The following is a 25,726-nucleotide window of genomic DNA, read 5'->3' as shown; positions in this document are numbered from 1 at the left end:
ATCGCGGTCGCGACCACCGCGGTGATAACAACGGCTCTGAATACTGATCCGGACAACGGCAGCAGCCTTTCCGCAACCCCTCAACCGCTGACCATAGGGACGCGGTTTGCGCTCCCGATAGGGCTGAAGGACCCTAGTTGCCGGCAGACGGGACGGCATTGCGTTGAGCCCCGGTCGTTTAAGCCACTCGCACGTCGCGACCGGGCAGCAGGCGTTGCCGATCGTCAGGGAACCGGCGGGAAGGCAAAGCTGTCCACGCCGCTGTCGACCCGCTTGGGGTCACGCCCCTCGGCGTCGGTGAAGATAAGCTGCACTTCTGGCGAATTATCAAGGTAGGCAAGGATATTGCCGGCACCCCACGCGGGTCCTTGGACGGCATGACAAACGCCCCCGCCCCGAGGGGTTTCAGTACAAACCGACTTGGTCGCGACTTCGGTGACCGTCGTGCGCGGTAGCGAGGAACCCTTGTCGAGAACCTGAATAACCCTCGCAGCAGGGGCACCCCGCCCGACCTGTTGCGCCGTGAAGGCCACCGCACCGGAGTCCAGGATCGTCATGTCGCGGTAGGACCAACCTTGCGCGGTGAACAACGGAGTGGGGGCGGCCGGCGTCGCACCGGTTTCGACGGAGGCTGCGACCGAGTAGACGCCACCAGCGCGGAGGGTGAAGGGGTTCTTGGGGAGCATGAACGGATCTGAGGTGTCCCCGTTGGTGAACAGGATCGCCCGCCCGTCCCTGGCGTAGCTCACCGATGATGCGTTCGGGCCGGTGGCGACAGACGTGGATGCGCCGCCGACGGCCAGGGCGTTGACGTTCGTCGGCCTGACGTCGCTGCGTTCGTCCAACCAGGCGATGTGACTGCCGTCCGGTGCCCATGCGAAGGCGGGTTCGGCGAACGGCGCCCACGCGGTGGCGGATTGGGATGCAGCCGGCGGTCTGGGCGCGATTGCTCCTGTGTCGGCCGCCGCGACGAGCAGGACGCCTCCCTCTACCGCCCCACCAGTCGGGTTGTCGACGAAGGCCACATGGTGTCCCGTCGGCGACCAACGGGGCCTGGCGACCATTGGCGGAAGGCCGCCGCTGCCGTGCGGAAGGCCGGCGGGGTCCACCAGTCGCCGGGGTGGCGCCAGGGGTGCGAGTTGCGGCGAAAGGTCGAGCACCCACAACTCACCGCCATAGTCGGAGGCTGTCTTCTTCCGGACGAACGCCACGTGCGCGAGGTCGGGGGACGGCGCCGGTTGCGCGTCTGCCGGTCCGTCTGTCAGTTTCCGGCCGGGGGCGCCGGCGGGTTCGCTGACGTACAGCGACCCTGCCTTCGTGTAGAACAAGGCGCCCGGTTGCACGATTTTGGGGGTGGTGGTCGCAGACGTCGCTGTGGTGTCCGTTTGCGTGGTGGTCGGGTTCGTCCTGCTCGCCGGCTGACAACCGGCCAGAACCAGCACGGCCAGCAGTGCGGCCCACCGACCACGGTGAGCCATGTTCATGGCCATCACCGTAACGCCGCGTTGACTGTGAGCATTCGAATTCGTCGGGAATAGCACGGCTAGTCCGAAGCGAGCGCGCGTAACGCTTGCGCCGCAGTGAGTTTTGCCCGCCGGTGCAGTCTGATCTGTATGGGCAAACTCATCTATGGCTTCAACGTGTCGCTGGACGGGTACATCGCTGACGCGCACGGCAACATCGACTGGTCCGAGCCGAGCGAAGAACTGCACCAGTACTGGAACGACTTCGAGCGGGAAACCGCCCTGTCGTGCTACGGACGCCGGATCTACGAACTGATGTCCGCGTATTGGCCGACCGCGGATACGGCACCGGACGCCACCCCGCTGATCGTCGAGTTCGCCCATATCTGGCGCGACATGCCCAAGGTCGTGTTCTCGCGCACTCTGGAGTCCGTCGACTGGAACTCCCGCCTGGAACGCGGCGATCCGGTCGAGGTGGTGACGAAGCTGAAGGCCGAAACCGACGGGAGGCTGGAGGTGGTCGGCGCGACGCTGGCCGCACCGATCGTGCAGGCCGGACTGGTGGACGAGTATCGCGTCGTGATAGCGCCCACTGCCGTGGGCGGGGGCACACCGTACTTCCCGACGCTGCCGGCATGGATCTCGCTGCGACTGGTGGAGAACCGCACCTTCCCGGGCGGCACGGTACTGCTGCGCTACGAGGCGAAACACGACTGAACGGGCGCAGGAACCTCAGTGGTTTACCGCCCCGGCGGCGCCAGCCGGTACACGGCGCCCGCGTCGTCGTCGGTGACGTACACCGCGCCGTCCGGCCCGACCACCGCGGCGACCGGGCGGCCCCATCGGGACCCGTCGCCACTCTGAAAGCCGCCGACGAGCGTCTGCTGATCGCCGAGAGCACCATCCCGCCAGGCGAAGAACGACACCTCGGGTGCGCGCGGCGGCTTCCGATTCCACGAACCGTGGATGCCGACCAGGGCGCCGTCGGCGTACGGCTGCGGCAGCGCACCGGTGGTGAACGACAATCCCAGTGGCGCCGAGTGAGCGCCCATGCTCTGCTCGACCTTAGCCAGCGCCGAGCAATCCAGCTCAGATCCGTCCTTGTTGGTCGTCATGTCGCGGATGAACGGCATATCGGCGGGCCCACCGTCGGGATTGCAATAGGGCCAACCTAATTCGCGTCCAGGAGTGAGGCGCGCCAGTGACTCCGGGGGATGGTCGTTGACGTAGCCGACGTCGACCTTTCCCGCCGCATCAGGTGCGTTGTCGCGGTTGTTGACCGCGGTCCACACCGATCCGTCGGGCGCGACCGCGAGGCCGGTTCCGTTGCGCACTCCCGTCGCGAACGGCTGCGCCGGGCCGCCGCCGGGCGCAATCCGCATGATCGTCGCCCTGGGCGGGTTCGCCGTGCGGTCCTGCGGCGAGATGTTGGCCGTCGAACCGATCGAGAAATAGACCGCACCGTCAGGCCCCACGGCCACACTCTTGAGCGCATGCGCGTACGCGCCCTGCAGATCAGGGCTGCGAGCGTCGGGAAGGCCGGCCGCGACGGTCCGGCCGTTGACCGCCCGTCCGTCGACGTAGTCGTAGGCGTCGATCTGGTCACTCTCGGCGACGTACAGCGTCGACCCCGCGAACGCCATGCCGTGCGGTTGGTCGAGATCGCCGAGCAGCGTCGCCTGACGGCCCTGTGACAGCCTGACGATCTGCCCGCTGGCCGGGACCGACACCAGCAGGGTGCCATCGGGCGTCCAGGTTGCCAACCGCGCCTTGGGGATTCGCGCCCACACCGATATCGTCCAGCCGTCGGGTATCAGCGCCTTTCGCGGTTGGTCGAACGGCGCCGTTGCCAGGCCGGCGGGCACGCCGACGGGGGCGGACACCAGCTTCCCCGACGCCGGCACCGGCGGCGCGGGCCCGGTGTCGGACGAGGGTCGGGACTGCGTCGAACACCCTGCCAGCACGAGGACGCCGACCAGGACAGTGGCCAGCATGTCGCGAGGCGCCAAGATTCGCATGGCGCCACGCATACCCGCCCGACATGGATCTACCCCCGGCGGCGGGAGCAAGAGTGTGGAAGCCGGGCCCCCGGGTATAAAGGCGAGCATATGACTACAGCACGAACACAACCGGATCAGCGCGAGCTCGACGGAATCCGGCGGATTGTCGACGCCGTTTCGGAGGCGTTCGCCGCCAAGATCGTCGGGCAGCGTGACCTGCGGGAATCGCTGCTGATCGGGTTGCTCGCCGGCGGCCACGTGCTGCTGGAGAGCGTGCCCGGCCTGGCCAAGACCACCGCCGCCAAGGTGCTCGCCGAGTCCATCCACGGCCGTTTCCAGCGCATCCAGTGCACCCCCGACCTGCTGCCCAGCGACATCATCGGCACCCAGATCTACGACTCCGCGACCAACTCGTTCGTCACCCAACTGGGCCCCGTGCACGCCAACATCGTGCTGCTCGACGAGATCAACCGGTCCAGTGCCAAGACGCAGAGTGCGATGCTCGAGGCGATGGAGGAGCGCCAGACCACGATCGCCGGCCAGGTGCACACGCTTGCCGACCCGTTCCTGGTCATCGCCACCCAGAACCCGGTGGACCAGGAAGGCACCTACCCGCTGTCCGAGGCGCAGACCGACCGGTTCCTGCTGAAGGAGATCGTGCGCTACCCCTCTCCGGAGGAAGAGGTGGAGGTGATGGCGCGGATCGACGCCGGCGTCTACGACACCCGGCAGCCCACCGCGCCCGTCGTCAGCCTCGAGGACGTGCTGCGTCTGCAGGACGTGGTGCGCCATGTCTACATGGACCGGGCACTGATGCTCTATGCGAGCCAACTGGTCGACGTGACCCGCCACCCCGGCCGTGCGCTGCCCAAACAGATCGCACGGTTGGTCGAGTACGGTGCCAGTCCGCGCGCCACGATCGCCTTCTGCAAGGCGGCGCGAGCCCAGGCGGTGTTGTCCGGGCGGGCGCACGTGCTGCCGGAGGACATCGCCAAGCTCGCGCACCGGGTGCTGCGGCACCGGCTCATCCTCGGGTTCGAAGCGGCCAGCGCCAACGTCACTCCCGAGACCGTGATCGACGCCGCGCTGCGGGCCGTCCGGGTGCCCTGAGTCCGCCTTGGGCAAGCACCTCAATCGGGCCAAAGCCCACTTCGGCACCGACACCCGCGGACTACTCGAGGGCGGTCGCTACGCGCTGTCGCATACGCGCAGCCTGGAATTCGACGACCTACGCCCTTACGTTCCCGGTGACGACGTCCGCGACATCGACTGGAAGGCCTCCGCCCGTTCGGGCAGCGTGCTCATCAAACGGTTCATCTCCGAGAAGCACCACAAGATCCTGCTCGTCGCCGACGCCGGCCGCAACATGTCCGCCGTGGCGCCCAGCGGGGAGTTCAAGCGTGACGTCGCAGCACACGTCATGGGTGCGGTCGGTTTGATCGGATTGCGCCGCTCCGACCAGATCGGCATGGTCTTCGGCGACAGCCGCGGCTGCGTGAACGTTCCGCAGCGCCGCGGCGAAACGCACGTTGAGGGACTGCTGCACCGCTGGTACCAGCACACCATGACCGCGCCCGGCACCAGCGACATCGCCGCCCAACTCAATTACGTCGCAACGCATTACCGCCACACCATGCTGCTCGTCGTGGTCTCCGACGAACCCGACATCAGCGAGGAACTGCACGGAGTGCTCGCCAGGCTGACCGGGCGCCACGACCTGCTGTGGGCGATGGTGTCCGACATGCCCGCGGTAGGGCCCGACAACACCGACGGGTACGACGTCGCCACCGGACGTTTCGTCCTGAACGGAGCCGACCTCGGTCCGCGGGTCGTCGCCGCCTACCGCCGCGCCGAACAGGCCCGCCGCGACCGGCTCGCCAAATTCCTGACCCGTCGGGCGATCCCGCACGCGATCATCGCCGGCAGCAACGACATCCGCCGCGAACTCGTCGGCCTGACCGAGGCGGCCGGTCGTGCCGGATGACCTGCTGCACCACGTCTTCGGTCCGCAGCCCTACTCGTCCTGGTGGCTGGTATCGGCCGTGCTCCTGGCGCTGGCCGTCATCGCTTGGTACGCAGGCGTTTTCGTGTGGACGCTGCCGTCACACCAGCTGCGGCGCATCCCCGTGGTGCGCCGGGTGCATGCCCGGGTGATCCGCGAACGCTTCGCCTGGCGCGTTTCCCGCTTCGCCGACGAACACCGCGCCGGGCGGTTGTCGACGCCGCGGGCCTGCGCGGCGATCAGTCGCACGGTGCGCAGCTTCCTGGATCAGGCGACCGGTACCAAGGCCCAGTATCTGCACGTCGGGGCCCTGGCCGACGGCCAACTCGACGCGGCCGCACCGCTGCTGACTCTGCTGGACGACGCGCAGTTCAACGCCGAGACGACTGTCGACGTCGCCGACGTGAGTCCCATGGCGCAAGAACTGATCCGCTCGTGGACGTGAGGTGGTGGCCGGTAGCGGCCATCGGAACAGGATGCGTCGTCGTCGTCGTGGTGCTGGCCGCGGTGCTGCCCATGACCGCCGCCCGCCGGCGGTTACGTCCGCTGGCCAACATCGCACGCCTGACCCGGCTGCCCGAGTACGCCAAAGTGGCTCGGCTGCGCTCACTCTCGACGATCGTGACCCTGGTGGTGCTGACCGTCATGTTCGGCGCTGCCACCTGGACGGCCGCACGGCCGACCGCGGCCGACGAGGAATTCGCCGCCACTCCCGCCGAGGACATCATGCTGTGCGTGGGACAGCCGTTGGCGGATCGTGCGACGGTCGAACTGCTCGACTACTTTGCGCAACAGACGGGCTCGGCGCCGCAGAGCCAACGCATCGGCCTGACGTCGATCAACCGCCGGTTGGTACCGCTGACCCGCGACCATCAGTACGCGGTGTCGCGCTTCGGCGAGTACGCCCGCGCACCCAGGCTGCAGTCGGCGTCGTTTGCCCCGGCGGTGCCGTACACGGACTACGCAACCAGCGTGGAAGATGTTCTGGCACTGTGTATCGCGGGTTTTCCCAACTTCGAGCAACGCGGCACGCATCGACGCTCGGTGGTCTATCTGGGACCGTCCGACCTGCGCGTTGCCGGTGAGCAGCGGGCAGCGTTGTTCACCGGCAGCGCGGTGCGGGAGTTGGCCGAGCGGGCCGGGGTCCAGTTCAATGTCATCGACACTGCCCCGTCGCCGAAGAGCGGTTCCTTGCTTGCCCTGACCGAGCAGACCGGTGGTCGGTACCTCGCCCCGGGATCGGTCCCGGACGCCCTCGACGGTATCCGGGCGCACCACGGGTCGGCGCGCAACGGCGCGATCGCGAAGGCGGACGCCACCGACGCACCGGTGGTGCCACTGGCCATCGCGCTGTTCGCGGCGACGGTGCTCTCGGTGGCGCTGATGGGGTTGCGCCGATGACGTTCCAACCGGTGCTGCCCTGGCCGATACTCGCCGTCGTCGCCGGTGCGCTGGTCTTGGCGCGCCTGGTGGCGCTGCGTCAGGTGCTGTTATCGGCGGGTGCGCGGCGCGGGCGCACGGTGCTGCGTTGGAGTGGTGTGACGCTGGCGGTGTTGTTGGTGATCACCGCCTCGACCCGACCCGCGCTGCGCGACGACAAGACACGCGGGGGAACGACCCCGGCCGCCGGTACGAACCTCAACGTCTTCCTGGTAGTCGATCGGTCGGTGGACTCGGCTGTGGTTGCGGGCATGCGCGAGGACATCGCGACATTGATCAAAAAGTATCCGGCGGCGCGGTACGCCCTCATCGACTTCGCCGCGCGGGCCACGCTGGACTGGCCGCTGTCCGAAGACGTCTGGAGTCTGCGTCCCACCATCGCCGCTCTGGATTCCTACCGCGGGGGCCCGAATGCGGAACGAGACGTCGACGCTGCGGCAGCGAGCAATGTGCTGCGCTATCAGCTCATTCAAGCGGCCCAGCTGTATCCCGGTACCCGAAATGTTGTGCTGTACTTCGGGTCCGGTGCTCCCGGATCGAGTGCCCCGCAGGGCGACTTCAACAGCGGATCGGTCGACGGCGGAGCGGTGTTGGGGTACGGCAGCGCCGACGCCATCGACGAAGCCGAATTACGGAAGCTGGCAGGCCAGCTCGTCGTGCCGTATGAGCACCGGGAACCCGGTCAGCCCTTTGCGCCGGAGCTGCCCGACCGGCCGAGCGCCGCCGGCACCCGCGAGGAGGCCGGCGCGCTGCTCGAGTTGTACTGGCTGCCTGCGAGTCTCGCCGCGGCTCTGCTGCTGAGCGAGATCTACCTGTCGGTGCGCGAGTTCCGGCGCGCCCGTCTCACCCGGCGGGACGCGGCATGACGCGGCGCCCCGAACGATTGCGGCTGCGACGCCGGCTGCTGACCTACTCGGCGCCGTTGGTCCTTCTCTTGGTGCTGGTCATGGTGAAGCTGATATCGGTTGTCCTGGCCGGAGATTCGGCGGTGTCCGCTTTCGAGCGCGGTGATGGTGGCGCCGTGCGCGACGATGCGGCGGTGCTCGGCGTGGCCAATGTGGTGGAGCCGGCGAAGGCGCCGTTCGCCGCGGGCGCCGCCGCCGTACTCGACGGCCGGCTCGAGGACGCCGACAGGGATTTCGTCGCCGCGCTGGCCCGCACCGACGCCGCAGACTCGTGCCCGGTGCGGGTCAATCTCGAACTGGTCCGCGAAACCCAGGGTGACGGTGCCGCGGCAGCCGGCGACCGGTCACGCGCCGACGAACGTTATGGCAGCGCGCTGACCGTCATCGCAGACGCGCCGCGGGTCTGTTTCGCCGACAACACCGATCCGGACACGCAGCGGCAGGCGATCCGCCGCGACGCCGAAAAACGGTTGGCGGACAAGCGGAATGCGTTGAACTCCGGCCCGCCGGCGGCCCCGCCGGCCGCGCCGCCACCACCTCCGCCGCCCCCGGTAGCGCTCCCGCTGCCGGTCGCCGTATCACCCGACGGCCGGGAGATCCCGCCGCGCCGGCTCGACCCGACCGAAGGCGATCCGCTGACCAAGTTGCAACAGGTGCTGCAGGACGCGGCCGGCGCGGCGCCGCCGGGGTAGTCAGCGTCCGGCGCCGCGAAGGTAGTCCGCGGCCGTGTTGATCCTGCGCCGGAGGCGAGTTTGCGCGAGTAGCTGCCGCCCTCGACGCAGGCTCCATGCCACCATTGGGAACGGCCGCGGGATGCTGTACCCTCTGGGGGTATGGGCCCTGTCCGAGAATGGTCGGATGTCCGACGTATCGGGGCCTATCAGCCTGCCCGGTTGCTGTTCTTCGCCGTAGTGGCGGCCGCCGTGGCGCTGCTGGCGGTGATCGGGCACTGCGTCCCGTTGCGCTCCGGGGCTCAGCCGCCTCACTCCGCGGCGCCGCTGCTGTCGTCAGTGGGGACCAAGGCCGCGGGCCCCGCCCATCAGCCGCTGCTCCTCGGTGGCAAGTCAATATGCAAGGCGTCCAAGCTCTTAGCGACCGCCGCGCTTCCCCGGTCGCCCTCCACCCCCTTGCTGCTGCTTGGTGGCGTTCTGGCGGGATTATTCGTCAGGAATCGGCAGGCGAAGCTGTTGGCACCGGCCGGACGCGGGCCGCCTGGTGCCCTGGCGGCACACGGATCCGGCCGAGCCCTGCTGACCCTGTTCTGTCTCGCTCGACGCTGATCGGTCATCCTCCGGCCGCGGCGCCATGCCGCGACGGCCGGTGAACCTGGGCCCACGTCAACGTCCGCGCGCCCCACGTCGCGGCCCAAGAAGCGACGACCACATGGTTGGCACGGTGTCTGCCGGCGCAGTGAACCCGTTGAGCTGCAAGCTCTATGGCCACTCTGCCGCGCACGTCGGGCCCCCGCAGCCACGGTCGCCCGTCAAGGAACTTTGATGGACTTCGGGATACTCCCACCGGAGATCAACTCCGCTCGAATGTATTGCGGCCCCGGCTCGGCGCCGTTGCTGACCGCCGCGACAGGTTGGGAACATTTGGCGGCTGAGTTGAGTTCAGCGGCAACCTCTTACGCGGCCGTCATCGCTCGATTAGGCGCCTTGTCATGGCACGGTCCGGCGTCGACGTCGATGGCTGCGGCGGTTGCCCCGTATGTGGCATGGATGACCACCGCGGCCGCCCACGCCGAGGAGGCCGCCGATCAGGCCCGGGCCGCCGCGGGGTGCTACGCGGCGGCGTTTGCGGCAACGGTGCCGCCGCCGGTCATTGCCGCCAACCGCAGCTTGTTGATGGCACTCGTCGCCACCAACATCTTTGGGCAGAACTCCGCGGCCATCGCGGCCGCCGAGGCCCAGTACGCCGAGATGTGGGCCCAGGATGCCGCAGCGATGTACGGCTACGCCGGATCTTCGGCGGCGGCATCAAGGCTGACGCCGTTCACCTCACCGCACCAGACCGTCGATCTGTCGGGGTTGGCCCAGCAGGGCGCCGTGGTGGCACAAACGGCCGGAGATGCAGCCGGGTCGGACGTTCAGGCGGTTCTCGGTCAGCTGACGTCGGCGCTGCCGACGGCGTTAGAGCAACTCGCCTCGCCGGTGCTGTCCGGGTCGGCGCTGAGTTCGGTGACTCCGCTGCTGTCGGTGACAAGCTCGAGCGCGTGGATAGCCAGTGCCGGTCTGTCGACTGCCGAAAAGCTCAAAGGTCTGCTCCCCGCCGCCACCGCCGCACTGGCACCGGCGGTCGCCGGCGGGATGAGTTCGGGCCCGCTCGGAGCGGGTATGGCAGGTAGCAGAGCGGCGGTGGCGGCCGGTGTCGGCCGGGCGGGCCTGGTCGGTGCGTTGTCGGTGCCGCAGCCGTGGACGACCGCCATTCCGGACAGGGCAGCGGCGGCGTTGGCGGGCACCAGTCCCGGCGCTGCGGTGGCGGCCACCGATGGGCCAGCAAGCATGCTCGGCGGGCTGCCGTTGGCGGGTCCGACCGGACGCGGTGTAGCCGGCATGGTGCCTGACCCGAGATTTCTCGAACGACCCGCGATGGTGCCGCGCTGGCCGGCCATCGGATAACGGGATGAAACCGCATCGTGCGAACCAACCGCAACCGACGCGTGGTTGTCGCCGCGCCATCCCGGGGGTACCCTATGGGGGTATGTGGGACTTACGGGCGGCCGGCGAGGTGATGGTGCCCGTGCCAACCCCGACGCGGACCGGCAGGGCCTTCGGCGAGCAGCCGCGCTGGCGTTCGCCGGCCGCCGCGGTCCTGGTGGCGCTACTGGTCCTCCTCGTCGGGCACTCCGCGATGCTGCACCCCGAATCTCACGCACCGCACCCGCCGCATGCACTGCTGTCTTCGCTGGGCGGTGAAGTCTCGATGGTCATCGACCACGCGCACCTGTTGGACGGCTCGTCGACGGACTGCCACAACGAACTCGCGACTGCGGTCCTACCACGTTCATCGACCACCTTGGTTCCGCTCGGCGTCGCGGCCGCGGTTGTCGCGATCACCACCATGCCGGCCAGTCTGGTCCCGCCAGCGGGCCGGGGGCCGCCGAGCACATTCGCTTCTGCGCCTGTTGGGCAAGACATTTCGACGCGTTTCTGCGTATCTCGTCGCTGATCGTTCAGCGTCTGGTCGTCGTGCATGGACACACGACCCGATGACAGCTGACCGATATCAGGGTCACCCCAGGTGACCACCGACGAAAGCGACGATCATGAACAATCTTCTGTCCCTGGAAAACTGCGAACGTTTCGAACTGTCCCGTGACTCTGCCGAGCGCCGCCACTTCTGGCGCTCAAGCGTGGCGCAGCGGACTGCGTCCCGGGTGAACTCCGGCAGGTGCGCTCCGACCGCCACCGCTAACCGCCAGGCCCGAGCCTTGGTTGGCGACACCCAGGTCGTGCGGGTCGGGGCCCCGTTCGGTGCCGACGGCCGCGGCTTCTGGGCCAAGCTGGAGGGCAATAATCCCGGTGGGATCAAGGACCGTCCCGCCCTGCACATGGTCGAACGCGCCCGGGCGCGCGGGGACCTGCGGCCGGGCGGTCGTATTGTTGAATCGACAAGTGGGACATTGGGTTTGGGTCTGGCTTTGGCTGGGCAGGTGTACGGCCACCCGGTCACCCTGGTCACCGACCCCGGCATGGAGCCGATCGTGCAGCGCATGCTTGCGGCATACGGGGCGGAAGTCGATGTGGTCACCAAGCCACATCCGTCGGGGGGATGGCAACAGGCCCGCAAGGACCGGGTGGCCGAACTGATGGCTTCAGATCCGCGGACCTGGAACCCCGATCAATACAACAACCCCGACAACGTCGATGCGTACCGGCCCCTTGCCGACGAACTCGTCGACCAGTTGGGCAAGGTCGACGTCCTGGTGTGCTCGGTGGGAACCGGTGGTCATTCGGCGGGTGTCGCGCGGGCGTTGCGCCGATTCAACCCCGACCTCAAGTTGATTGGGGTGGACTCCGTCGGCTCGACGATTTTCGGCCAACCGGCGGCCGCAAAGCGGTTGATGCGTGGGCTGGGCTCGAGCATCTATCCGCGCAACGTCGACTACACCGCTTTCGCGGAAGTGCACTGGGTGGCTCCGGCAGAGGCGGTGTGGGCCTGTCGCGCGCTGGCGAGCACGCACTACTCCAGTGGCGGCTGGAGTGTCGGCGCGGTAGCGCTGGTCGCTGGCTGGGCTGCCCGCACTCACCCGGCCGGAACGTGCGTCGCCGCGATCTTCCCCGACGGGCCCTTGCGTTACTTCGACACCATCTACAACGACGACTACTGCCGCCAGCACGATCTGCTCGACGTGGCGCCGCCGACCGAACCGGCCGTCATTGCGCGACCTTCCGAACGGGTGGTGCAGTCGTGGACGCGGTGCTCCACGGTGATCGATCCCACTCGGTGATGCGGTAATGGACTTCATCGCGCAGTTCCGCAGCTTCGACTGGCCCAGTCGGATGCTGATGATCAACCAATTCGGGATCAACGTCGGCTTCTACATGTTGATGCCGTATCTGGCCGATTATCTCGCCGGACCTCTCGGGATGGCGGCGTGGGCGGTCGGCTTGGTCTTGGGAGTCCGGAACTTTTCGCAGCAGGGCATGTTCATCGTCGGGGGAACCCTCGCCGACCGCCTTGGCTACAAGCCGCTGATCGTGGTCGGTTGTCTGCTGCGTACCGGCGGTTTCGCGTTGCTGGTGGTGGCCCACTCTCTTCCCGTGGTACTCGTGGCGTCTGCGGCCACCGGTTTCGCCGGCGCACTGTTCAATCCGGCGGTGCGTGCCTATCTGGCCGCCGAGGCAAGCGAACGCCGAGTCGAGGCGTTTGCAGTGTTCAACGTCTTCTACCAGGCGGGTATCCTGCTCGGCCCGTTGGTTGGAATCATGTTGCTCGCCATCGACTTTCGGGTCACGGCCGCCGCCGCCGCGGCGGTGTTCGCGGTACTCACCGCAGCGCAACTGTGCGCCCTGCCTCCGCACCGCGCCGATCCCGCACCGGCAGAAGGGACCGTTCTCGACGACTGGCGATCGGTGGTCGCCAATCGGTCCTTCCTGCTGTTCGCGGCGGCGATGATCGGCTCTTACGTGTTGTCTTTCCAGGTTTATCTCGCGTTGCCGATGCAGGCGGCGATCCTGTCACCGCGCCATCAATCCGCATTGGTGGCGACTATTTTCGTTCTTTCCGCTCTTGTGGCCGTCGCCGGACAAATGCGCATCACGAGTTGGTTCGGGGTGCAGTGGGGACCCGGGCGTAGCCTGTCGGTCGGGTTGACCGTCCTGGCAGCGGCATTCGTGCCCCTGACGTTGTTATCCGACCGGTTCGGGACGACTGCGTCCGTCGCCGCCCTCCTGGGGTCGGCGATCATGCTGGCCATCGGCTCTGCCGCCGTCTTCCCCTTCGAAATGGACACGGTAATGAGACTGGCCGGAGGTCGCTTGCCGGCCACGCATTACGGCTTCTACAACACCGTCATCGGCGTCGGGATTCTGCTGGGAAACCTGGCTACCGGCGCCATCATGGGCGCGGCGCGGCAAGCAGGCATGGTCGAGCTCGTCTGGGCGGGACTGACACTCGTGGGCATCCTCGCCGCACTGGGTCTGCGCCGCCTGGACTCAACCCACCACCTTCGGCCGCAGGACGTGGCGGTGAGCGCCGAAGACGAGCCGGCAACGCAGTGACGCGTCGACCTGTGCGCGGTGATTGGGTCTGCTGCACGAATAGGTGACAGTTTTGACCTGACCCATCCGTTGGGTTCCATCTTCCGTGACTAACTGACGGCGGTGAGGGTGTTGTTGGTGAAGGATAGTTCGTATTCGACCGGGGTGCGGTAGTCCAGCGCGGAGTGGCGGCGTCGGCGGTTGTGGAAGATTTCGAGGTAGTCGAAGATCGCGTTGGCCAGCTCGACGCGGGTCTTCCAGTTCTGGCGGTTGAGCAGCTCGATCTGCATGACCAGAAGCTTTCCATCATGGCATTGTCCAGTCCGTCACCGATCGAGCCGAAAGACGGCACTAGTCCAGCCGCGCGGATCTTCTCGCCGAAAACCCAAGAGGTGAACTGGGTTCCGTGATCGGCATGCACTATTCCCCCGGTGGCCGGGCGACGGTTGCGGATGGCCATGTCCAATGCGTTGACTACTAACGTGGAGTCCGCACGTGATTTATCGACCAGCCCACGATCCGGCGGCTGAGTGCATCGAGAACCGCGCGGCAATACAGCCAACCTTCGCGAGTGCGGTGTTGAGTGATCTGGACTGGTTACCCACTTCTCTGCCACCGCAAAGGCGACGCCTGGCGCGAGCAACCGCAATCCCGGCCGGGTCAGGCGCAAGTGCGCAATCGGTCAGCCCCGTGGTGATATGGCAACCAACGGCCTCTTGACAGGGGCCTTAATGCCCTGGTAGGGCCGGGTATTCGGAGGTAATGTCCGACATACCGCCAGGTCGGGATTTTTAGGAGCGCCCGGACCCGACGGGGACAACCTCGCTAAGGGAGTGCACAGATGTTGAACCGCGTACCGATGCATACGAACGGGGTCTCTCAGCGGCGCACGCAGGATGCGGAGCTACTCAAGAAGTCCGGCGCGCACAAGCTCGTCGTCGCGGACCGCGACGGCAACTGCTTGGCATTCATACTGGCCTGGGACAGCTTCGACTATGACCCTGAGACCGATACCTATGTGTGCGTCGCCGACAGCGACGGTCGAGAACTTCTCACCATGTACACCGCCGGTGAGATCAAATCAGCTCCGGGGGCGAACATGTACGTCGTCACGGCGCCGGACACTGCCAACCGCAGTAGGCCGTTGCAAGCTCTGTGATCTGAGAGTTCCGACCGGCGGCTCTCGGGTAGCTCTTCGCGGCCGATCCATGGTCGCGCATCCGCTGACGTATCCGGCGACTGTGCGGCGGATGTCGTTAGGGGATGTTCTCGCGGCGATGGTTATGATAGACCGTTCGTACGGTTAGTCTACGCCGAAGGTGTTACATGCCCAGATCGCCCGGCCGACGTAGTGAGATTCTCGACGCGTTCGTCCGCTATGTAGCCGAACGTGGCTATGAGAGAACGAATATCGGCGATATCGCCGATGAGTTGGGAATGTCCAAGGGCACCATAGTTCACCACTTCGGGACTAAGGCGCAGATGCTCCGGGAGCTGACCGAAGCCCATCTGGCCAGTCAGCTCGATGTGTTGCGGATGGTCTGGGATCGCGTGGCCGCCCCGCACGAGCGCATCGCCGCAATCATTTTCACCTCCGCGTTGCTGCAGGTGCTGGCCCGGGACGCGACGGTGGCGAGCCAGCGCGAGGTGGTGCAGCTGGCGGACGACCCGGCGATGCAGCAGGTGCGCAAGTTGCGCCATCAGCTGCAGGCGCTCACCATCGACGAGCTCCGCAATGGCGTGGAGTGTGGCGTATTCCGAAGTGTGGACGTCGATCTCGCGGCGTTGCAGTTGTGGGGATCGCTTGAGTGGATGTGGGTGTGGTTCGACCCCAATGACTCCCGGACCCCCGAACGGGTGGGCGCCGCGTTCGTAGATGTTTTCCTCGGCGGACTGTTGCTGGACCGGCTGGGACTGAGCAAGTGGGCCAGTCCGTCGGCCGACGTTGTTGGGGTGGTGCGCGAGTGTCTCAGCGCGGTCACGGGCGCACCGAACTAGCCGGTTGACGAACGAATCCCCAGTGTGGACTGAGGATTTGAGCGTGCGCTGCAACGCGTCCCGTTATTGACCGCACGTATAGTCGTATAGCCGGGAACGCGCGCACTCCGTCCCGCTTCTAGCCCCAACGGCTGGCGGCACTGTCGGGATGAATTACCTGATCAGTCGTGTTTCTGGCGGCGAAACCCGGTCCCGGTCGGAGGCGCCGTTATCGGCCTGCGCGACGGCGCCGTGCGGATCTGTTGACTGCACGTACGGTCTAATGCCATAGTTGCCGCGTGGCGCAATCGTGGGCGGCATGGAGCCGAAGGGTGGGGACCGGGACTGCCGGTCAGCCGGAGCACGTGGTGCCGCGGCAAGACGGAGCGCATCCGCATCACAACCTGGCGACCCGAAACACATTGAAATTCAACACGGTTCAGCGGATCAACCGGCCCGGCTACGTCGGGGGCTCGTGCCGATGACCGCCTCACACACCGTGGCTGGCCGGGTGGGCAACAAGATCCGTCCCGGCACCGAGGTGGCCGGTGGCTTCTTCCGGATGTGCGTGCTGACCGCCAAAGCTCTGAAACGGCCTTTCGAGTGGCGCGAATTCATCTGGATCGGCTGGTTTTTGATGCGGGTGTCGCTGCTGCCGACCATCGCCGTGTCCATCCCCGAAACCGTGCTGCTCATTTTCACGCTTAACGTCCTGCTGGCCGAGTTCGGCGCGGCCGACGTCTCCGGCGCCGGTGCCGGGATCGGCGCGGTCACCCAGCTCGGGCCGATCGTGACGGTGCTGGTCGTGGCAGGCGCCGGGGGCACGGCGATCTGTGCCGACCTCGGCGCCCGCACCATCCGGGAGGAGATCGATGCGCTCGAGGTGCTCGGCATCGACCCGATCCACCGGCTGGTGCTGCCCCGGGTCGTCGCCTCGACAATCGTCGCCGTCCTGCTCAACGGGCTGGTGATCGCCGTCGGACTGGGCGGTGGCTACCTGTTCAGCGTGTACCTGCAGAACGTTTCGAGCGGTGCTTATCTCTCCACTCTGACCGCCCTCACGGGCCTGCCCGAAGTGGTGATCGCCAACATCAAGGCGGCCACCTTCGGGCTGATCGCCGGCCTCGTCGGGTGTTATCGCGGCTTGATCGTCCGAGGCGGGTCCAAGGGTCTGGGCACTGCCGTCAACGAGACCGTGGTGCTGTGTTTCATCGCGCTGTTCGCGGTCAACGCGGCCCTGACCACCATCGGCGTCAGGTTTGGAACGGGACGCTGATATGACAACTGCCGCAACACATCGCAGGATGCCCCGGGCAAACCTCGGTCGCTACGGGGAAGTGCCGGCCAAGCTGTTGCTGGAGCTCGGTCAGATGGTCTGGTTCGCGGTGACCGCGGTCGCCCAGATCCCGTTCGCCCTGCGCCGCTACCCCAAGGAGCTGGTGCGGATGGTCGCCCAGATGGGGATGGGTACGGGCGCGATGGCCGTGGCTGGCGGCACGGCCGCCATCGTCGGGTTCATCACGCTGTCCGCGGGATCGTTGGTCGCCATCCAGGGCTACGCGTCGCTGGGGAATATCGGTGTCGAGGCCTTCACCGGCTTCCTGGCCGCCATGGTCAATGTCCGGTTCGTAGCGCCGGTGGCCGCCGGTCAGGCGCTGGCAGCCACCGTTGGCGCCGGTGCCACCGCCGAACTGGGCGCCATGCGCATCAGCGAAGAGATCGACGCGCTGGAAGTGATGAGTGTCAGGTCGATCGCCTTCCTGGCGTCCACCCGGGTGGTGGCGGGTCTCATCGTCATCGTCCCGCTCTACGCCTTGGGGATCACCATGGCCTTCGTGTCCACGCAGGTCACCACCGTTCTGCTGTACGGGCAGTCCGCTGGCACGTACAACCACTACTTCCACACCTTCCTGCGCCTCAGCGACGTGGGCTGGTCGTTCGCCGAGGTGATCCTGGTCGCGGTGGTCGTGATGACTACTCACTCCTACTACGGCTACACCGCGCACGGCGGGCCGGTCGGCGTTGGTGAGGCTGTGGGCCGGTCGATGCGGCTGTCTTTGATCACGATCGTCGTCGTCGTTGTGCTGACCGCGATGGCGGTCTACGGCAAAAACCCGAACTTCAACCTCACGGTGTAGCCGATATGACCATGCCGGTGAAGGAGAATCCGCCACGCATTCCGCCCTACAAGACGGCGGCCGTGGCGTTCCTGGTGGTCTTCTCCGTGGTGTTGGGGTTCGTCTGGTTTCAGTTCCGGGGCAAGCTGACGCCGAAGACTCCCTTGACGATGGTGGCCCCTCGGGCCGGCCTGGTGATGGACCCGGGATCGAAGGTCACCTACAACGGGGTGGAAATCGGCCGGGTCACCAACATTTCGGAGATCCAGCGCGACGGCGTCCCGGTGGCCAAATTCGCTATGGAAGTCAATCCGGAGTACATCAGATTGATTCCGGCCAATGTGGAGGCCAAGATCAAGGCCACCACCGTCTTCGGCAATAAGTTCGTTGCCCTCACTTCGCCGAAGAACCCGACACCGCAGCGGATTTCGTCGACACAAGAAATCGATGCAAGGTCGGTGACGACCGAGTTCAATACTCTGTTCGAGACTCTCACCGCGATTGCGGAGAAGGTCGACCCGGTCAAGCTGAACCTGACGCTGTCCGCGGCCGCGCAGGCCCTGACCGGGCTGGGCGACAAGTTCGGGCAGGCGATCGTGAACGCCAATGCCATCCTTGACGACATAAACCCTCGAATGCCGCAGGTGCGTCACGACATTCAGCAGTTCGCCGCCCTGGCCGACACCTACAACAACGCCGCGCCGGATCTGTTGGACGCGCTGAATCACGCGGTGGTCACCGCGCGCACGCTACACGGGCAGGAAGCCGAGCTGGATTCCGCGTTGCTGGCTGCCGCCGGCATGGGAAACACCGGCGCCGACATCTTCGAGCGCGGCGGTCCCTACCTGCAGCGCGGCATCTCGGACCTGCTCCCCACCGCCCGGCTTTTCGACACCTATAGCCCCGAAATCTTCTGCACGATAAGGAATTACCACGACGCCGAGCCGGCAGCCTATGAGACCACAGGCGGCGGCAACGGGTACGGACTGAAAACCATGACCGAACTGACGTCAGGGCTGGGCGGCATTCTGACGCTGCCCGGGCTGACCGGCACGGTGCTCACCCAAGGCCTGCTGCAGGTGGCCGGGTTGGTCGGCGGGGCGCCGAATCCCTACACCTATCCGGAGAATCTTCCACGGGTGAATGCCCGTGGGGGACCAGGCGGCGCGCCGGGCTGCTGGCAGCCGATCAACCATGATTTCTGGCCGGCGCCGAGCCTGGTGGTCGACACCGGCGCCAGCCTCGCACCGTACAACCACGTGGACACCGGTTCGCCGTACGCACTCGAGTACGTGTGGGGCCGCCAAGTCGGGGACAACACGATCAACCCATGAAAATCACCGGCAGCGCAATCAAACTCGGCACCGTCTCGCTGGTGCTCTTCCTGATCGTCGTGTCGATCTTTGTGGTCTTCGCGCAGATGCGGTTCACCAGCACCAACACCTATTCCGCGGAGTTCAGCAACGGCAGCGGTCTCAAGGACGGCCAGTTCGTGCGCGCCTCCGGAGTGGAGATTGGCAAGGTCAAAGCCGTAAACCTGATCGACGGCGGCAACCGGGTGCGGGTCGACTTCGACGTCGACCGCTCGATTCAGCTGTACCAGTCGACCACCGCCCAGATCCGCTATCTGGACTTGCTCGGCAATCGCTTCATCGAACTCAAACGAGGCATGGGTGACGGCGCAGACCAGATACTGCCGGCAGGCGGATTGATCCCGCTGTCGCGCACCTCACCGGCCCTGGACCTCGATGCCCTGATAGGTGGATTCAAGCCCCTGTTCAAAGCCCTCGAACCGGACAAGGTCAACACCATCGCTTCGGCCATTGTCACCGTCTTCCAGGGGCAGGGCGGGACCATCAACGACATCCTCGACCAGACGGCACAGCTGACCTCGCACCTCGCCGAACGTGACCAGGCGATCGGTGAAGTGGTCAAGAACCTCAACATCGTCCTGGACACCACCGTCAAGCACCGCAAGGAGTTCGACGAAACGGTGGACAACTTCGAAAGGTTGATCACCGGTCTGCAGAACCACGCCGATCCGCTGGCCGCCGGACTGGCCAACATCAGCAACGCCGCCGGGACGGTGTCGGAACTCTTGGCTGACAACCGAGCGCTGTTGCACAAGGAGATCAACTACCTGCAGGCCTTCCAGCAGCCGCTCGTCGATCAGCGTGACCAGCTCAGCGACCTCATCCACAAGACCCCCACCGCGCTCAACCTGATCGGACGCAGCATCGGTCTTTACGGCGACTGGGTGAACTTCTACGTCTGCGACCTCTCGATCCGGTGGAACGGATTGCAGGGCGGCGGCCCGGTTCGCACGGTCCGGATCTGGAATCAGCCCACCGGCAGGTGCACGCCCCAATGAGGACACTCACCGAATTCAACCGCAACCGCGTCGGTCTGATGGGCATCACGGTGCTGGTGCTCGTCGTCCTCGTCGGCCAGAGCTTCACCAGCGTCCCGATGATGTTCGCCGCCCCGGCCTACTACGGGCAGTTCGCCGAGTCGGGTCAATTGAACAAGAACGACAAGGTGCGCATCACCGGTGTCAATGTCGGCAAAGTGGAGAGCATCGACGTCGAGGGCGACCACGTACTCATCAAATTCTCTATCGGCGACCACACCATCGGCACCGAAAGCCGGCTGGCGATCAAGACCGACACCATCCTGGGTAAGAAGGTGCTCGAGATCGAGCCGCGGGGGAGGAAAGTCCTGCGGTCCGGGGGTGTGCTCCCGCTGGGCCAGAGCACCACGCCCTACCAGCTTTACGACGCGAACTTCGACATCGTCAGGGCTGCAACGGGCTGGAACATCGACAGCGTCAAACAATCGCTGAATGTGCTGTCTGAGACCATCGATCAGACCTACCCGCATATCAGTGCCGCGCTCGACGGCGTGGCCAGGTTCTCCGACACTATCGGCAAGCGCGATGACGAGATCAAACATCTGCTCGCGCAGGCCAACAAGGTGGCCAGCGTGCTCGGTGACCGCAGCGAACAGATCAACCGGTTGCTGGTCAACGCGAAGGCGCTGCTGGTCGCGTTCAACGAACGTGGACGAGCCATCGACGCTCTGCTGCAGAACATTTCGGCTGTGGCAGCGCAGATCAAGGGATTCATCAACGACAACCCGAACTTGAACGCGGCGCTGGAGCAGTTGCACACCCTCACCGATGTGCTGGTCCAGCGTAAATACGACCTGGCTCAGACCCTGACTTTCGTCAGCTCCTTCGCGGCATCGCTGGGTGAGTCCGTCGCGTCGGGACCGTATTTCAAGATCGTCCTGTCCAACCTGCTCCCGTTCTGGATGCTGCAGCCGTTCGTCGATGCCGCGTTCAAGAAGCGCGGTCTGGATCCCGAAGAGTTCTGGCGCAGTGCCGGCCTGCCCGCCTTCCGCTTCCCCGACCCCAACGGCACCCGGTTCCCCAACGGCGCGCCGCCACCGGCACCACCGGTACTGGAGGGCACCCCGGAGCATCCGGGACCCGCCGTTCCACCGGGATCGCCATGTTCGTACACCCCAGCGGCCGACGGGCTGCCGCGCCCGTGGAACCCATTGCCCTGCGCGGGGGTTGACGTGGGTCCGTTCGGCGTCAGCTTCCCGGCCCCGCTCGACGTGCAGACCTCGCCACCGAACCCGAACGGGCTGCCCCCGACACCGGGGATTCCGATCGCCGGGCGGCCTGGCGAGCCGCCGCCGGACGTGCCCGGCACTCCGGTGCCGCTGCCGCCCAACGCGCCGCCCGGCGCGCGCACCGAGGGTACGACGGGAGGCCAGAGTTGAGCAGCAATTTCGTTCTCCGCAAGCCGCGTCCGCGGAACGTCATCGCAACGCTGGCCGTAATCGTGGGCCTGGCCGCCGCGTTCGTCGGCTGGCGGCTCTACCAGAAGGTGAGCAACAACACCGTGGTCGCATACCTGCCCACGGCGATCGCTCTCTACTCCGGCGACAAGGTCCAGATCATGGGCGTGCGTGTCGGTTCCATCGACTCCATCGAACCGGCCGGCGACAAGATGAAGGTGACGTTTCACTACGCCAACAAGTACAAGGTGCCCGCCAACGCATCCGCGGTCATTGTGAACCCAACTCTGGTGGCATCCCGCAGCATTCAGCTCGAACCGCCCTACAAGGGTGGCCCGGTCATGACCGATAATGCGGTGATTCCCATCGAGCGCACCCAGGTGCCGACCGAGTGGGATGAACTGCGTGCCAGCGTCGCCAACATCATCGACAAGCTGGGTCCGACACCCGAGCAGCCCAAGGGTCCGTTCGGTGACCTGATCGAGTCTTTTGCCGACGGAGTGGCCGGTAAGGGCAAGCAGTTCAACACGACACTGGACAGCTTGTCTCAGGCGCTCACCGCCCTCAACGAAGGTCGTGGTGACTTCTTCGCGGTAGTGCGCAGCTTGGCGCGGTTCGTCAACGCCCTGCATAAGGACGACAAGCAGTTCGTCGCGCTGAACACCAACCTCGCCCAATTCACCGACAAGCTGACCAGTTCCGACCGCGCGCTTGCCGACGCGATCCAGCAGTTCGACGGGCTGCTCGCCACGCTGCGCCCGTTTCTGACCGAGAACCGTGAGGTGCTCGCCCAAGACATCGGCAACCTGGCCACCGTCACCACCACGCTGGTCCAGCCCGAGCCGCTGAACGGTTTCGAGACCGCCCTGCATGTGCTGCCCACCTTGGAAACCAATCTCAGCCAGATCTACCACCCGTCCCACGGCGCGGTCATGTCGATCCCGGCCATCCCGAACTTCGCCAACCCGATGCAGTTCATGTGCAGCATGATTCAGGCCGGCAGCCGGCTGGGATATCAGGATTCGGCGGAGCTGTGCGCGCAGTACCTGGCGCCGGTGCTCGACGCGATCAAGTTCAACTATCTCCCGGTGGGGTTGAACCTGTTCAGCACGGCCGAGACGCTGCCGAAGGAAGTCGCCTACTCCGAGCCCCGGTTGCAGCCGCCGAACGGCTACAAAGACACCACGGTGCCCGGGATCTGGGTTCCCGACACCCCGTTGTCGCACCGCAACACCCAGCCCGGTTGGGTGGTCGCGCCGGGCATGCAGGGCGCTCAGGTGGGGCCGATCACGGCGGGACTGCTGACCCCGGAGTCGCTGGCTGAACTGATGGGCGGCGCCGACATCGCGCCTCCGCAGTCGGGGCTGCAGACTCCGCCGGGTCCGCCGAACGCCTACGACGAGTACCCGGTATTGCCGCCGATCGGTCTGCAGGCGCCGCAGGTGCCGATCCCGCCGCCGCCACCGGGGCCGGGAGTGCTCCCGGGGCCGGCCGCGCTTCCCAGCACACCGCTGCCCGCCGCTCCCGGACCGCCGCTGCCGGCGGAGGCGGCCGTGGCGACAGGCGCCGGCTCATGAGGACGCATCTGCGGCAGACCCTGGCGTTGTTCGTCGCCGCGCTGACCCTCACTTCGTGCGCGGATTGGCGTGGGGTGGCGAATATTCCGATGCCCGGCGGTCCGGGGTCCGGGTCCGGCTCTTACACCGTCTACGTGCAGATGGCCGACACCCTGGCGCTCAATACCAACAGTCGAATCCGGGTGGCCGATGTGTTCGTCGGCACGGTTCGCGCGATTCAACTGAAGAACTGGATGGCCACCCTGACGCTGCGCCTGGACAAGGGCGTCAAGTTACCCCGGAACGCCACCGCCAAGATCGGGCAGACCAGCCTGCTGGGCTCACAGCACATCGAGCTGGCCGCGCCACCGAATCCGTCTCCCGAGCCGCTGCGGCCGGGAGACACCATCCCACTGAAGAATTCGTCGACCTATCCGACGACCGAGCAGACGCTGGCAAGTCTTGCCATGATCCTGCGCGGGGGCGGAGTGCCGAACGTGGAGGTGTTGCAGAACGAGATCTACGACATCGTGCATGGTCGGGCCAACGAGATCAGGGCCTTCTTGGGAAAGCTCGACACGTTCACCGCCCGGCTCAACGAGCAACGCGACGACATCACCCGGGCGATTGACTCCAGCGACCGGCTGTTGGCCTACGTCGGTCATCGCTCCGACGTGCTGGACCGCGTGCTCACCGAATTCCCGCCGCTGCTCAAGCATTTCGCGGACAAGCAGGACCTGCTGATCAACGCGGTCGACTCGGTGGGGCGGCTCGGCGAGGTTGCCGACCAGTACCTGTCTCCGTCGCGGGGCGATCTGCACCAGGACCTGGTGGCGCTGCAGTGTCCGCTGCGGGAGTTCGGCCGTGCCGCGCCGTATCTGGTCAAGGCGCTCAAGCTGATGCTGGTCCGGCCGTTCGACGTCGACTCCGTGCCCAAGGCATTCCGCGGCGACTACTACAATCTGTCGCTGACACTCGACCTCACCATGAGCGCCGTCGACAACGCGGTCCTCACCGGGACGGGTTTCTCCGGAGCGCTGCGCGCACTCGAGCAATCCTGGGGCCGTGACCCGGAAACGATGATCCCCGACGTCCGGTACACACCGAACCCCAATGACGCTCCCGGCGGACCGCTGGTCGAAAGGGCGGACCGGCAATGCTGACCCGCTTCATCTGGCGCCAGATCTTCTTGTTCACTCTCTTGAGTCTGGCGACCGCATTTGCGTTGGGCTGGTACTACTTACGAATTCCCACCGCAGCGGGCATCGGCCAGTACACGCTGAACGCCAGCCTGCCCACATCCGGTGGCCTGTACCGGACGGCCAATGTGACCTATCGCGGGGAAACCATCGGCACGGTCACCTCCGTCGAGCCCACCGAGAATGGGGTCTTGGTCAGGATGAGCGTCGCCGACCGCTTCCAGATCCCGATCGACGCGTCGGCGAACGTGCGTTCCATGTCGGCGGTCGGCGAGCAGTATCTGGACCTGGTGTCGTCGGGGAATCCGGGCAGATATTTCGGACCGGGGCAGACCATCACCAAAGGCAGCGTGCCCTCAGAGATCGGTCCGGCGCTGGACGCGGCCAACCGCGGGCTGGCTGCCCTTCCCGCTGGCAAGATCCCGGCGTTACTTGACGAAACAGCCCAAGCCGTAGGTGGATTGGGCCCCGCGCTACAACGGCTCGTCGATGCGACGCAGGCGCTCGCCGGCGACTTCAAGGCCAACATCGTCGATATCGACGACATCATCCAGAATTCTGGGCCCGTGATCGACAGTCAGGTCGAGTCGGGTGACGCGATCGGGCGCTGGTCGCACAACCTGGACACGCTGGCCGCACAGGCCGCAGAAAATGACCCGCACGTGCGAAGCATCCTGAACCAGGCGACGCCGACCACCGATCTGGTCGACGCGGTGTTCAACGACGTGCGCGAGTCCCTGCCGCAGACGCTGGCGAACCTGGAGATCGTGCTGGAAATGCTCAAGCGCTACCACAAGGGCGTGGAGCAGCTCCTGGTCGCCTATCCGCAAGGTGCGTCCGAAGGTCAGACGGTGACGTCGGCGTTTCCCGGCTTCGCCTCACTCGGAACGCATTTGACGATCAACCAACCGCCGCCGTGTCTGACCGGCTTCCTGCCGGCGCCGCAGTGGCGGTCGCCGGCGGACACCAGCCTGGCGCCGATGCCGTCGGGAACGTATTGCAAGATCCCCCAGGACACACCGGCCAACGCCGTGCGGGGAGCGCGGAACCTGCCCTGCGTCGATGTGCCCGGTAAACGCGCCGCCACGCCGCGGGAGTGCCGCGACTCCAAACCCTATGAGCCGATGGGCACCAACCCCTGGTACGGCGACCCGAACCAGATTCTGACCTGTCCTGCGGCCGCGGCCCGCTGCGACCAGCCGGTGAAGCCGGGTCAGGTGATACCCGCGCCGTCGATCAACAACGGTATGAATCCGGCCCCCGCCGACCGGGTGCCCGGCAGCCCCCCGCCGGTCAGTGACCCGCTGTCGCGGCCGCATTCGGGAAACGTCGTGTGCAACGGTCAGCAGCCCAACCCTTGCGTCTACACCGGGAACGAGCCGCCGGTCGCCGTATACAGCCCACAGCGCGGTGAACTGGTCGGGCCCGACGGAGTCAAGTATGCCGTGGAGAACTCCACCAGGACCGGGGACGACGGCTGGCAGGGCATGCTGTCGCCACACAACTGATTGACACTGACCGCACGTACAGTCATATAATGATTGGGTGACCCGCG

Annotated in this window: 24 protein-coding genes and 1 pseudogene; 22 read left to right on the top strand and 3 right to left on the bottom strand. The window is 66.3% G+C overall.

The annotated features are described in order from the left end of the window. Nucleotides 1-224: 224 nt before the first annotated feature. The gene (locus JX552_RS24600; protein ID WP_205874428.1) at nt 225-1,484 is read right to left on the bottom strand and encodes a TolB family protein; all 1,260 of its coding nucleotides are present in this window, start codon (nt 1,482-1,484) and stop codon (nt 225-227) included. A gap of 129 nt (nt 1,485-1,613) precedes the next feature. On the opposite strand from JX552_RS24600, the gene JX552_RS24595 reads away from it, so the two are divergent. Further along, complete coding sequence (locus tag JX552_RS24595) at nt 1,614-2,180, top strand: dihydrofolate reductase family protein (protein ID WP_205874427.1); 567 nt, start codon at nt 1,614-1,616, stop codon at nt 2,178-2,180. A 23-nt stretch (nt 2,181-2,203) separates the two neighbouring features. Here the strand turns inward: JX552_RS24595 and JX552_RS24590 are convergent, their stop codons facing one another. Beyond that, nucleotides 2,204-3,481 carry a PQQ-dependent sugar dehydrogenase gene (locus JX552_RS24590; RefSeq protein ID WP_205874426.1) on the bottom strand — a complete coding sequence of 426 codons (1,278 nt, stop codon included), beginning with the start codon at nt 3,479-3,481 and terminating at the stop codon, nt 2,204-2,206. Nucleotides 3,482-3,571: 90 nt separating this feature from the next. On the opposite strand from JX552_RS24590, the gene JX552_RS24585 reads away from it, so the two are divergent. The 11 genes from JX552_RS24585 (at nt 3,572) to JX552_RS24535 (ending at nt 13,536) form a co-directional block, all read left to right on the top strand. Beyond that, a complete protein-coding gene (locus JX552_RS24585) occupies nt 3,572-4,573 on the top strand; it encodes an AAA family ATPase (RefSeq protein WP_205874425.1) in 1,002 nt (333 codons plus the stop codon). A gap of 7 nt (nt 4,574-4,580) precedes the next feature. Then, nucleotides 4,581-5,447 carry a DUF58 domain-containing protein gene (locus JX552_RS24580; protein WP_205874424.1) on the top strand — a complete coding sequence of 289 codons (867 nt, stop codon included), beginning with the start codon at nt 4,581-4,583 and terminating at the stop codon, nt 5,445-5,447. Further along, the gene (locus JX552_RS24575) at nt 5,437-5,910 is read left to right on the top strand and encodes a hypothetical protein (RefSeq protein WP_205874423.1); all 474 of its coding nucleotides are present in this window, start codon (nt 5,437-5,439) and stop codon (nt 5,908-5,910) included. The genes JX552_RS24580 and JX552_RS24575 overlap by 11 nt, the downstream gene beginning before the upstream one ends. Further along, entirely contained in the window at nt 5,907-6,866 is a 960-nt protein-coding gene (locus JX552_RS24570) for a hypothetical protein (protein WP_241010711.1), read from the top strand. Before JX552_RS24575 ends, JX552_RS24570 begins: the two co-directional genes overlap by 4 nt. Then, entirely contained in the window at nt 6,863-7,771 is a 909-nt protein-coding gene (locus tag JX552_RS24565; RefSeq protein ID WP_205874421.1) for a vWA domain-containing protein, read from the top strand. Before JX552_RS24570 ends, JX552_RS24565 begins: the two co-directional genes overlap by 4 nt. Then, on the top strand, nt 7,768-8,502 hold the full coding sequence (locus JX552_RS24560) for a hypothetical protein (protein WP_205874420.1): 735 nt from the start codon (nt 7,768-7,770) through the stop codon (nt 8,500-8,502). The genes JX552_RS24565 and JX552_RS24560 overlap by 4 nt, the downstream gene beginning before the upstream one ends. Before the next feature lie 141 nt (nt 8,503-8,643). After that, nucleotides 8,644-9,090, top strand: a complete 447-nt coding sequence (gene lpqS / locus JX552_RS24555; RefSeq protein WP_205874419.1) for a putative copper homeostasis (lipo)protein LpqS — start codon at nt 8,644-8,646, stop codon at nt 9,088-9,090. Nucleotides 9,091-9,306: 216 nt separating this feature from the next. Beyond that, nucleotides 9,307-10,431: a PPE family protein gene (locus tag JX552_RS24550; RefSeq protein WP_205874418.1), complete on the top strand. Its 1,125-nt coding sequence runs from the start codon at nt 9,307-9,309 to the stop codon at nt 10,429-10,431. 82 nt (nt 10,432-10,513) lie between these two features. Next, nucleotides 10,514-10,981: a putative copper homeostasis (lipo)protein LpqS gene (gene lpqS / locus JX552_RS24545; RefSeq protein WP_241010710.1), complete on the top strand. Its 468-nt coding sequence runs from the start codon at nt 10,514-10,516 to the stop codon at nt 10,979-10,981. Nucleotides 10,982-11,078: 97 nt separating this feature from the next. Continuing rightward, complete coding sequence (locus JX552_RS24540) at nt 11,079-12,263, top strand: PLP-dependent cysteine synthase family protein (RefSeq protein WP_205874417.1); 1,185 nt, start codon at nt 11,079-11,081, stop codon at nt 12,261-12,263. 7 nt (nt 12,264-12,270) lie between these two features. Beyond that, complete coding sequence (locus JX552_RS24535) at nt 12,271-13,536, top strand: MFS transporter (RefSeq protein WP_205874416.1); 1,266 nt, start codon at nt 12,271-12,273, stop codon at nt 13,534-13,536. 89 nt (nt 13,537-13,625) lie between these two features. Here JX552_RS24535 and JX552_RS24530 read toward each other — a convergent pair. Next, nucleotides 13,626-14,103, bottom strand: a pseudogene (locus tag JX552_RS24530) (transposase); the annotation flags it as partial. 253 nt (nt 14,104-14,356) lie between these two features. Here JX552_RS24530 and JX552_RS24525 point away from each other — a divergent pair. From JX552_RS24525 to JX552_RS24480, 10 genes are all read left to right on the top strand, one after another. Next, entirely contained in the window at nt 14,357-14,674 is a 318-nt protein-coding gene (locus tag JX552_RS24525; protein ID WP_241010709.1) for a hypothetical protein, read from the top strand. 167 nt (nt 14,675-14,841) lie between these two features. Then, nucleotides 14,842-15,513, top strand: a complete 672-nt coding sequence (locus tag JX552_RS24520) for a TetR/AcrR family transcriptional regulator (protein ID WP_205874415.1) — start codon at nt 14,842-14,844, stop codon at nt 15,511-15,513. 460 nt (nt 15,514-15,973) lie between these two features. After that, nucleotides 15,974-16,768 (top strand): MlaE family ABC transporter permease, encoded by a 795-nt coding sequence (locus tag JX552_RS24515; protein ID WP_205874414.1) that lies wholly within the window; start codon nt 15,974-15,976, stop codon nt 16,766-16,768. Nucleotide 16,769: 1 nt separating this feature from the next. After that, a complete protein-coding gene (locus JX552_RS24510) occupies nt 16,770-17,630 on the top strand; it encodes an MlaE family ABC transporter permease (protein WP_205874413.1) in 861 nt (286 codons plus the stop codon). A gap of 5 nt (nt 17,631-17,635) precedes the next feature. Then, nucleotides 17,636-18,943 carry an MCE family protein gene (locus tag JX552_RS24505; protein WP_205874412.1) on the top strand — a complete coding sequence of 436 codons (1,308 nt, stop codon included), beginning with the start codon at nt 17,636-17,638 and terminating at the stop codon, nt 18,941-18,943. Beyond that, nucleotides 18,940-19,980 carry a virulence factor Mce family protein gene (locus tag JX552_RS24500; protein ID WP_205874411.1) on the top strand — a complete coding sequence of 347 codons (1,041 nt, stop codon included), beginning with the start codon at nt 18,940-18,942 and terminating at the stop codon, nt 19,978-19,980. The genes JX552_RS24505 and JX552_RS24500 overlap by 4 nt, the downstream gene beginning before the upstream one ends. Then, complete coding sequence (locus tag JX552_RS24495; RefSeq protein ID WP_205874410.1) at nt 19,977-21,398, top strand: virulence factor Mce family protein; 1,422 nt, start codon at nt 19,977-19,979, stop codon at nt 21,396-21,398. The genes JX552_RS24500 and JX552_RS24495 overlap by 4 nt, the downstream gene beginning before the upstream one ends. Beyond that, on the top strand, nt 21,395-22,993 hold the full coding sequence (locus JX552_RS24490; protein ID WP_205874409.1) for a virulence factor Mce family protein: 1,599 nt from the start codon (nt 21,395-21,397) through the stop codon (nt 22,991-22,993). The genes JX552_RS24495 and JX552_RS24490 overlap by 4 nt, the downstream gene beginning before the upstream one ends. Then, nucleotides 22,990-24,135 carry a virulence factor Mce family protein gene (locus JX552_RS24485; protein WP_205874408.1) on the top strand — a complete coding sequence of 382 codons (1,146 nt, stop codon included), beginning with the start codon at nt 22,990-22,992 and terminating at the stop codon, nt 24,133-24,135. Before JX552_RS24490 ends, JX552_RS24485 begins: the two co-directional genes overlap by 4 nt. Then, entirely contained in the window at nt 24,129-25,679 is a 1,551-nt protein-coding gene (locus tag JX552_RS24480; RefSeq protein ID WP_205874407.1) for an MCE family protein, read from the top strand. Before JX552_RS24485 ends, JX552_RS24480 begins: the two co-directional genes overlap by 7 nt. Nucleotides 25,680-25,726: the final 47 nt, after the last annotated feature.

This window comes from Mycobacterium gordonae, assembly GCF_017086405.1.
GTDB lineage: Bacteria > Actinomycetota > Actinomycetes > Mycobacteriales > Mycobacteriaceae > Mycobacterium > Mycobacterium gordonae_D.
Note: the sequence above shows the minus strand (reverse complement) of the source record. Positions and strands in the feature narration are given on the sequence as shown.

Excerpts from the sequence above, each read along its gene's own strand:
- JX552_RS24505 (WP_205874412.1), top strand. The coding sequence starts at position 17,636 with ATGACCATGCCGGTGAAGGAGAATCCGCCACGCATTCCGCCCTACAAG.
- JX552_RS24600 (WP_205874428.1), bottom strand. The coding sequence starts at position 1,484 with ATGAACATGGCTCACCGTGGTCGGTGGGCCGCACTGCTGGCCGTGCTG.
- JX552_RS24515 (WP_205874414.1), top strand. The coding sequence starts at position 15,974 with ATGACCGCCTCACACACCGTGGCTGGCCGGGTGGGCAACAAGATCCGT.
- JX552_RS24525 (WP_241010709.1), top strand. The coding sequence starts at position 14,357 with ATGTTGAACCGCGTACCGATGCATACGAACGGGGTCTCTCAGCGGCGC.
- JX552_RS24485 (WP_205874408.1), top strand. The coding sequence starts at position 22,990 with ATGAGGACGCATCTGCGGCAGACCCTGGCGTTGTTCGTCGCCGCGCTG.
- JX552_RS24540 (WP_205874417.1), top strand. The coding sequence starts at position 11,079 with ATGAACAATCTTCTGTCCCTGGAAAACTGCGAACGTTTCGAACTGTCC.
- JX552_RS24510 (WP_205874413.1), top strand. The coding sequence starts at position 16,770 with ATGACAACTGCCGCAACACATCGCAGGATGCCCCGGGCAAACCTCGGT.
- JX552_RS24550 (WP_205874418.1), top strand. The coding sequence starts at position 9,307 with ATGGACTTCGGGATACTCCCACCGGAGATCAACTCCGCTCGAATGTAT.
- JX552_RS24560 (WP_205874420.1), top strand. The coding sequence starts at position 7,768 with ATGACGCGGCGCCCCGAACGATTGCGGCTGCGACGCCGGCTGCTGACC.
- lpqS (WP_205874419.1), top strand. The coding sequence starts at position 8,644 with ATGGGCCCTGTCCGAGAATGGTCGGATGTCCGACGTATCGGGGCCTAT.
- JX552_RS24535 (WP_205874416.1), top strand. The coding sequence starts at position 12,271 with ATGGACTTCATCGCGCAGTTCCGCAGCTTCGACTGGCCCAGTCGGATG.
- JX552_RS24595 (WP_205874427.1), top strand. The coding sequence starts at position 1,614 with ATGGGCAAACTCATCTATGGCTTCAACGTGTCGCTGGACGGGTACATC.
- JX552_RS24500 (WP_205874411.1), top strand. The coding sequence starts at position 18,940 with ATGAAAATCACCGGCAGCGCAATCAAACTCGGCACCGTCTCGCTGGTG.
- JX552_RS24585 (WP_205874425.1), top strand. The coding sequence starts at position 3,572 with ATGACTACAGCACGAACACAACCGGATCAGCGCGAGCTCGACGGAATC.
- lpqS (WP_241010710.1), top strand. The coding sequence starts at position 10,514 with ATGTGGGACTTACGGGCGGCCGGCGAGGTGATGGTGCCCGTGCCAACC.
- JX552_RS24565 (WP_205874421.1), top strand. The coding sequence starts at position 6,863 with ATGACGTTCCAACCGGTGCTGCCCTGGCCGATACTCGCCGTCGTCGCC.
- JX552_RS24590 (WP_205874426.1), bottom strand. The coding sequence starts at position 3,481 with ATGCGAATCTTGGCGCCTCGCGACATGCTGGCCACTGTCCTGGTCGGC.
- JX552_RS24495 (WP_205874410.1), top strand. The coding sequence starts at position 19,977 with ATGAGGACACTCACCGAATTCAACCGCAACCGCGTCGGTCTGATGGGC.
- JX552_RS24480 (WP_205874407.1), top strand. The coding sequence starts at position 24,129 with ATGCTGACCCGCTTCATCTGGCGCCAGATCTTCTTGTTCACTCTCTTG.
- JX552_RS24520 (WP_205874415.1), top strand. The coding sequence starts at position 14,842 with ATGCCCAGATCGCCCGGCCGACGTAGTGAGATTCTCGACGCGTTCGTC.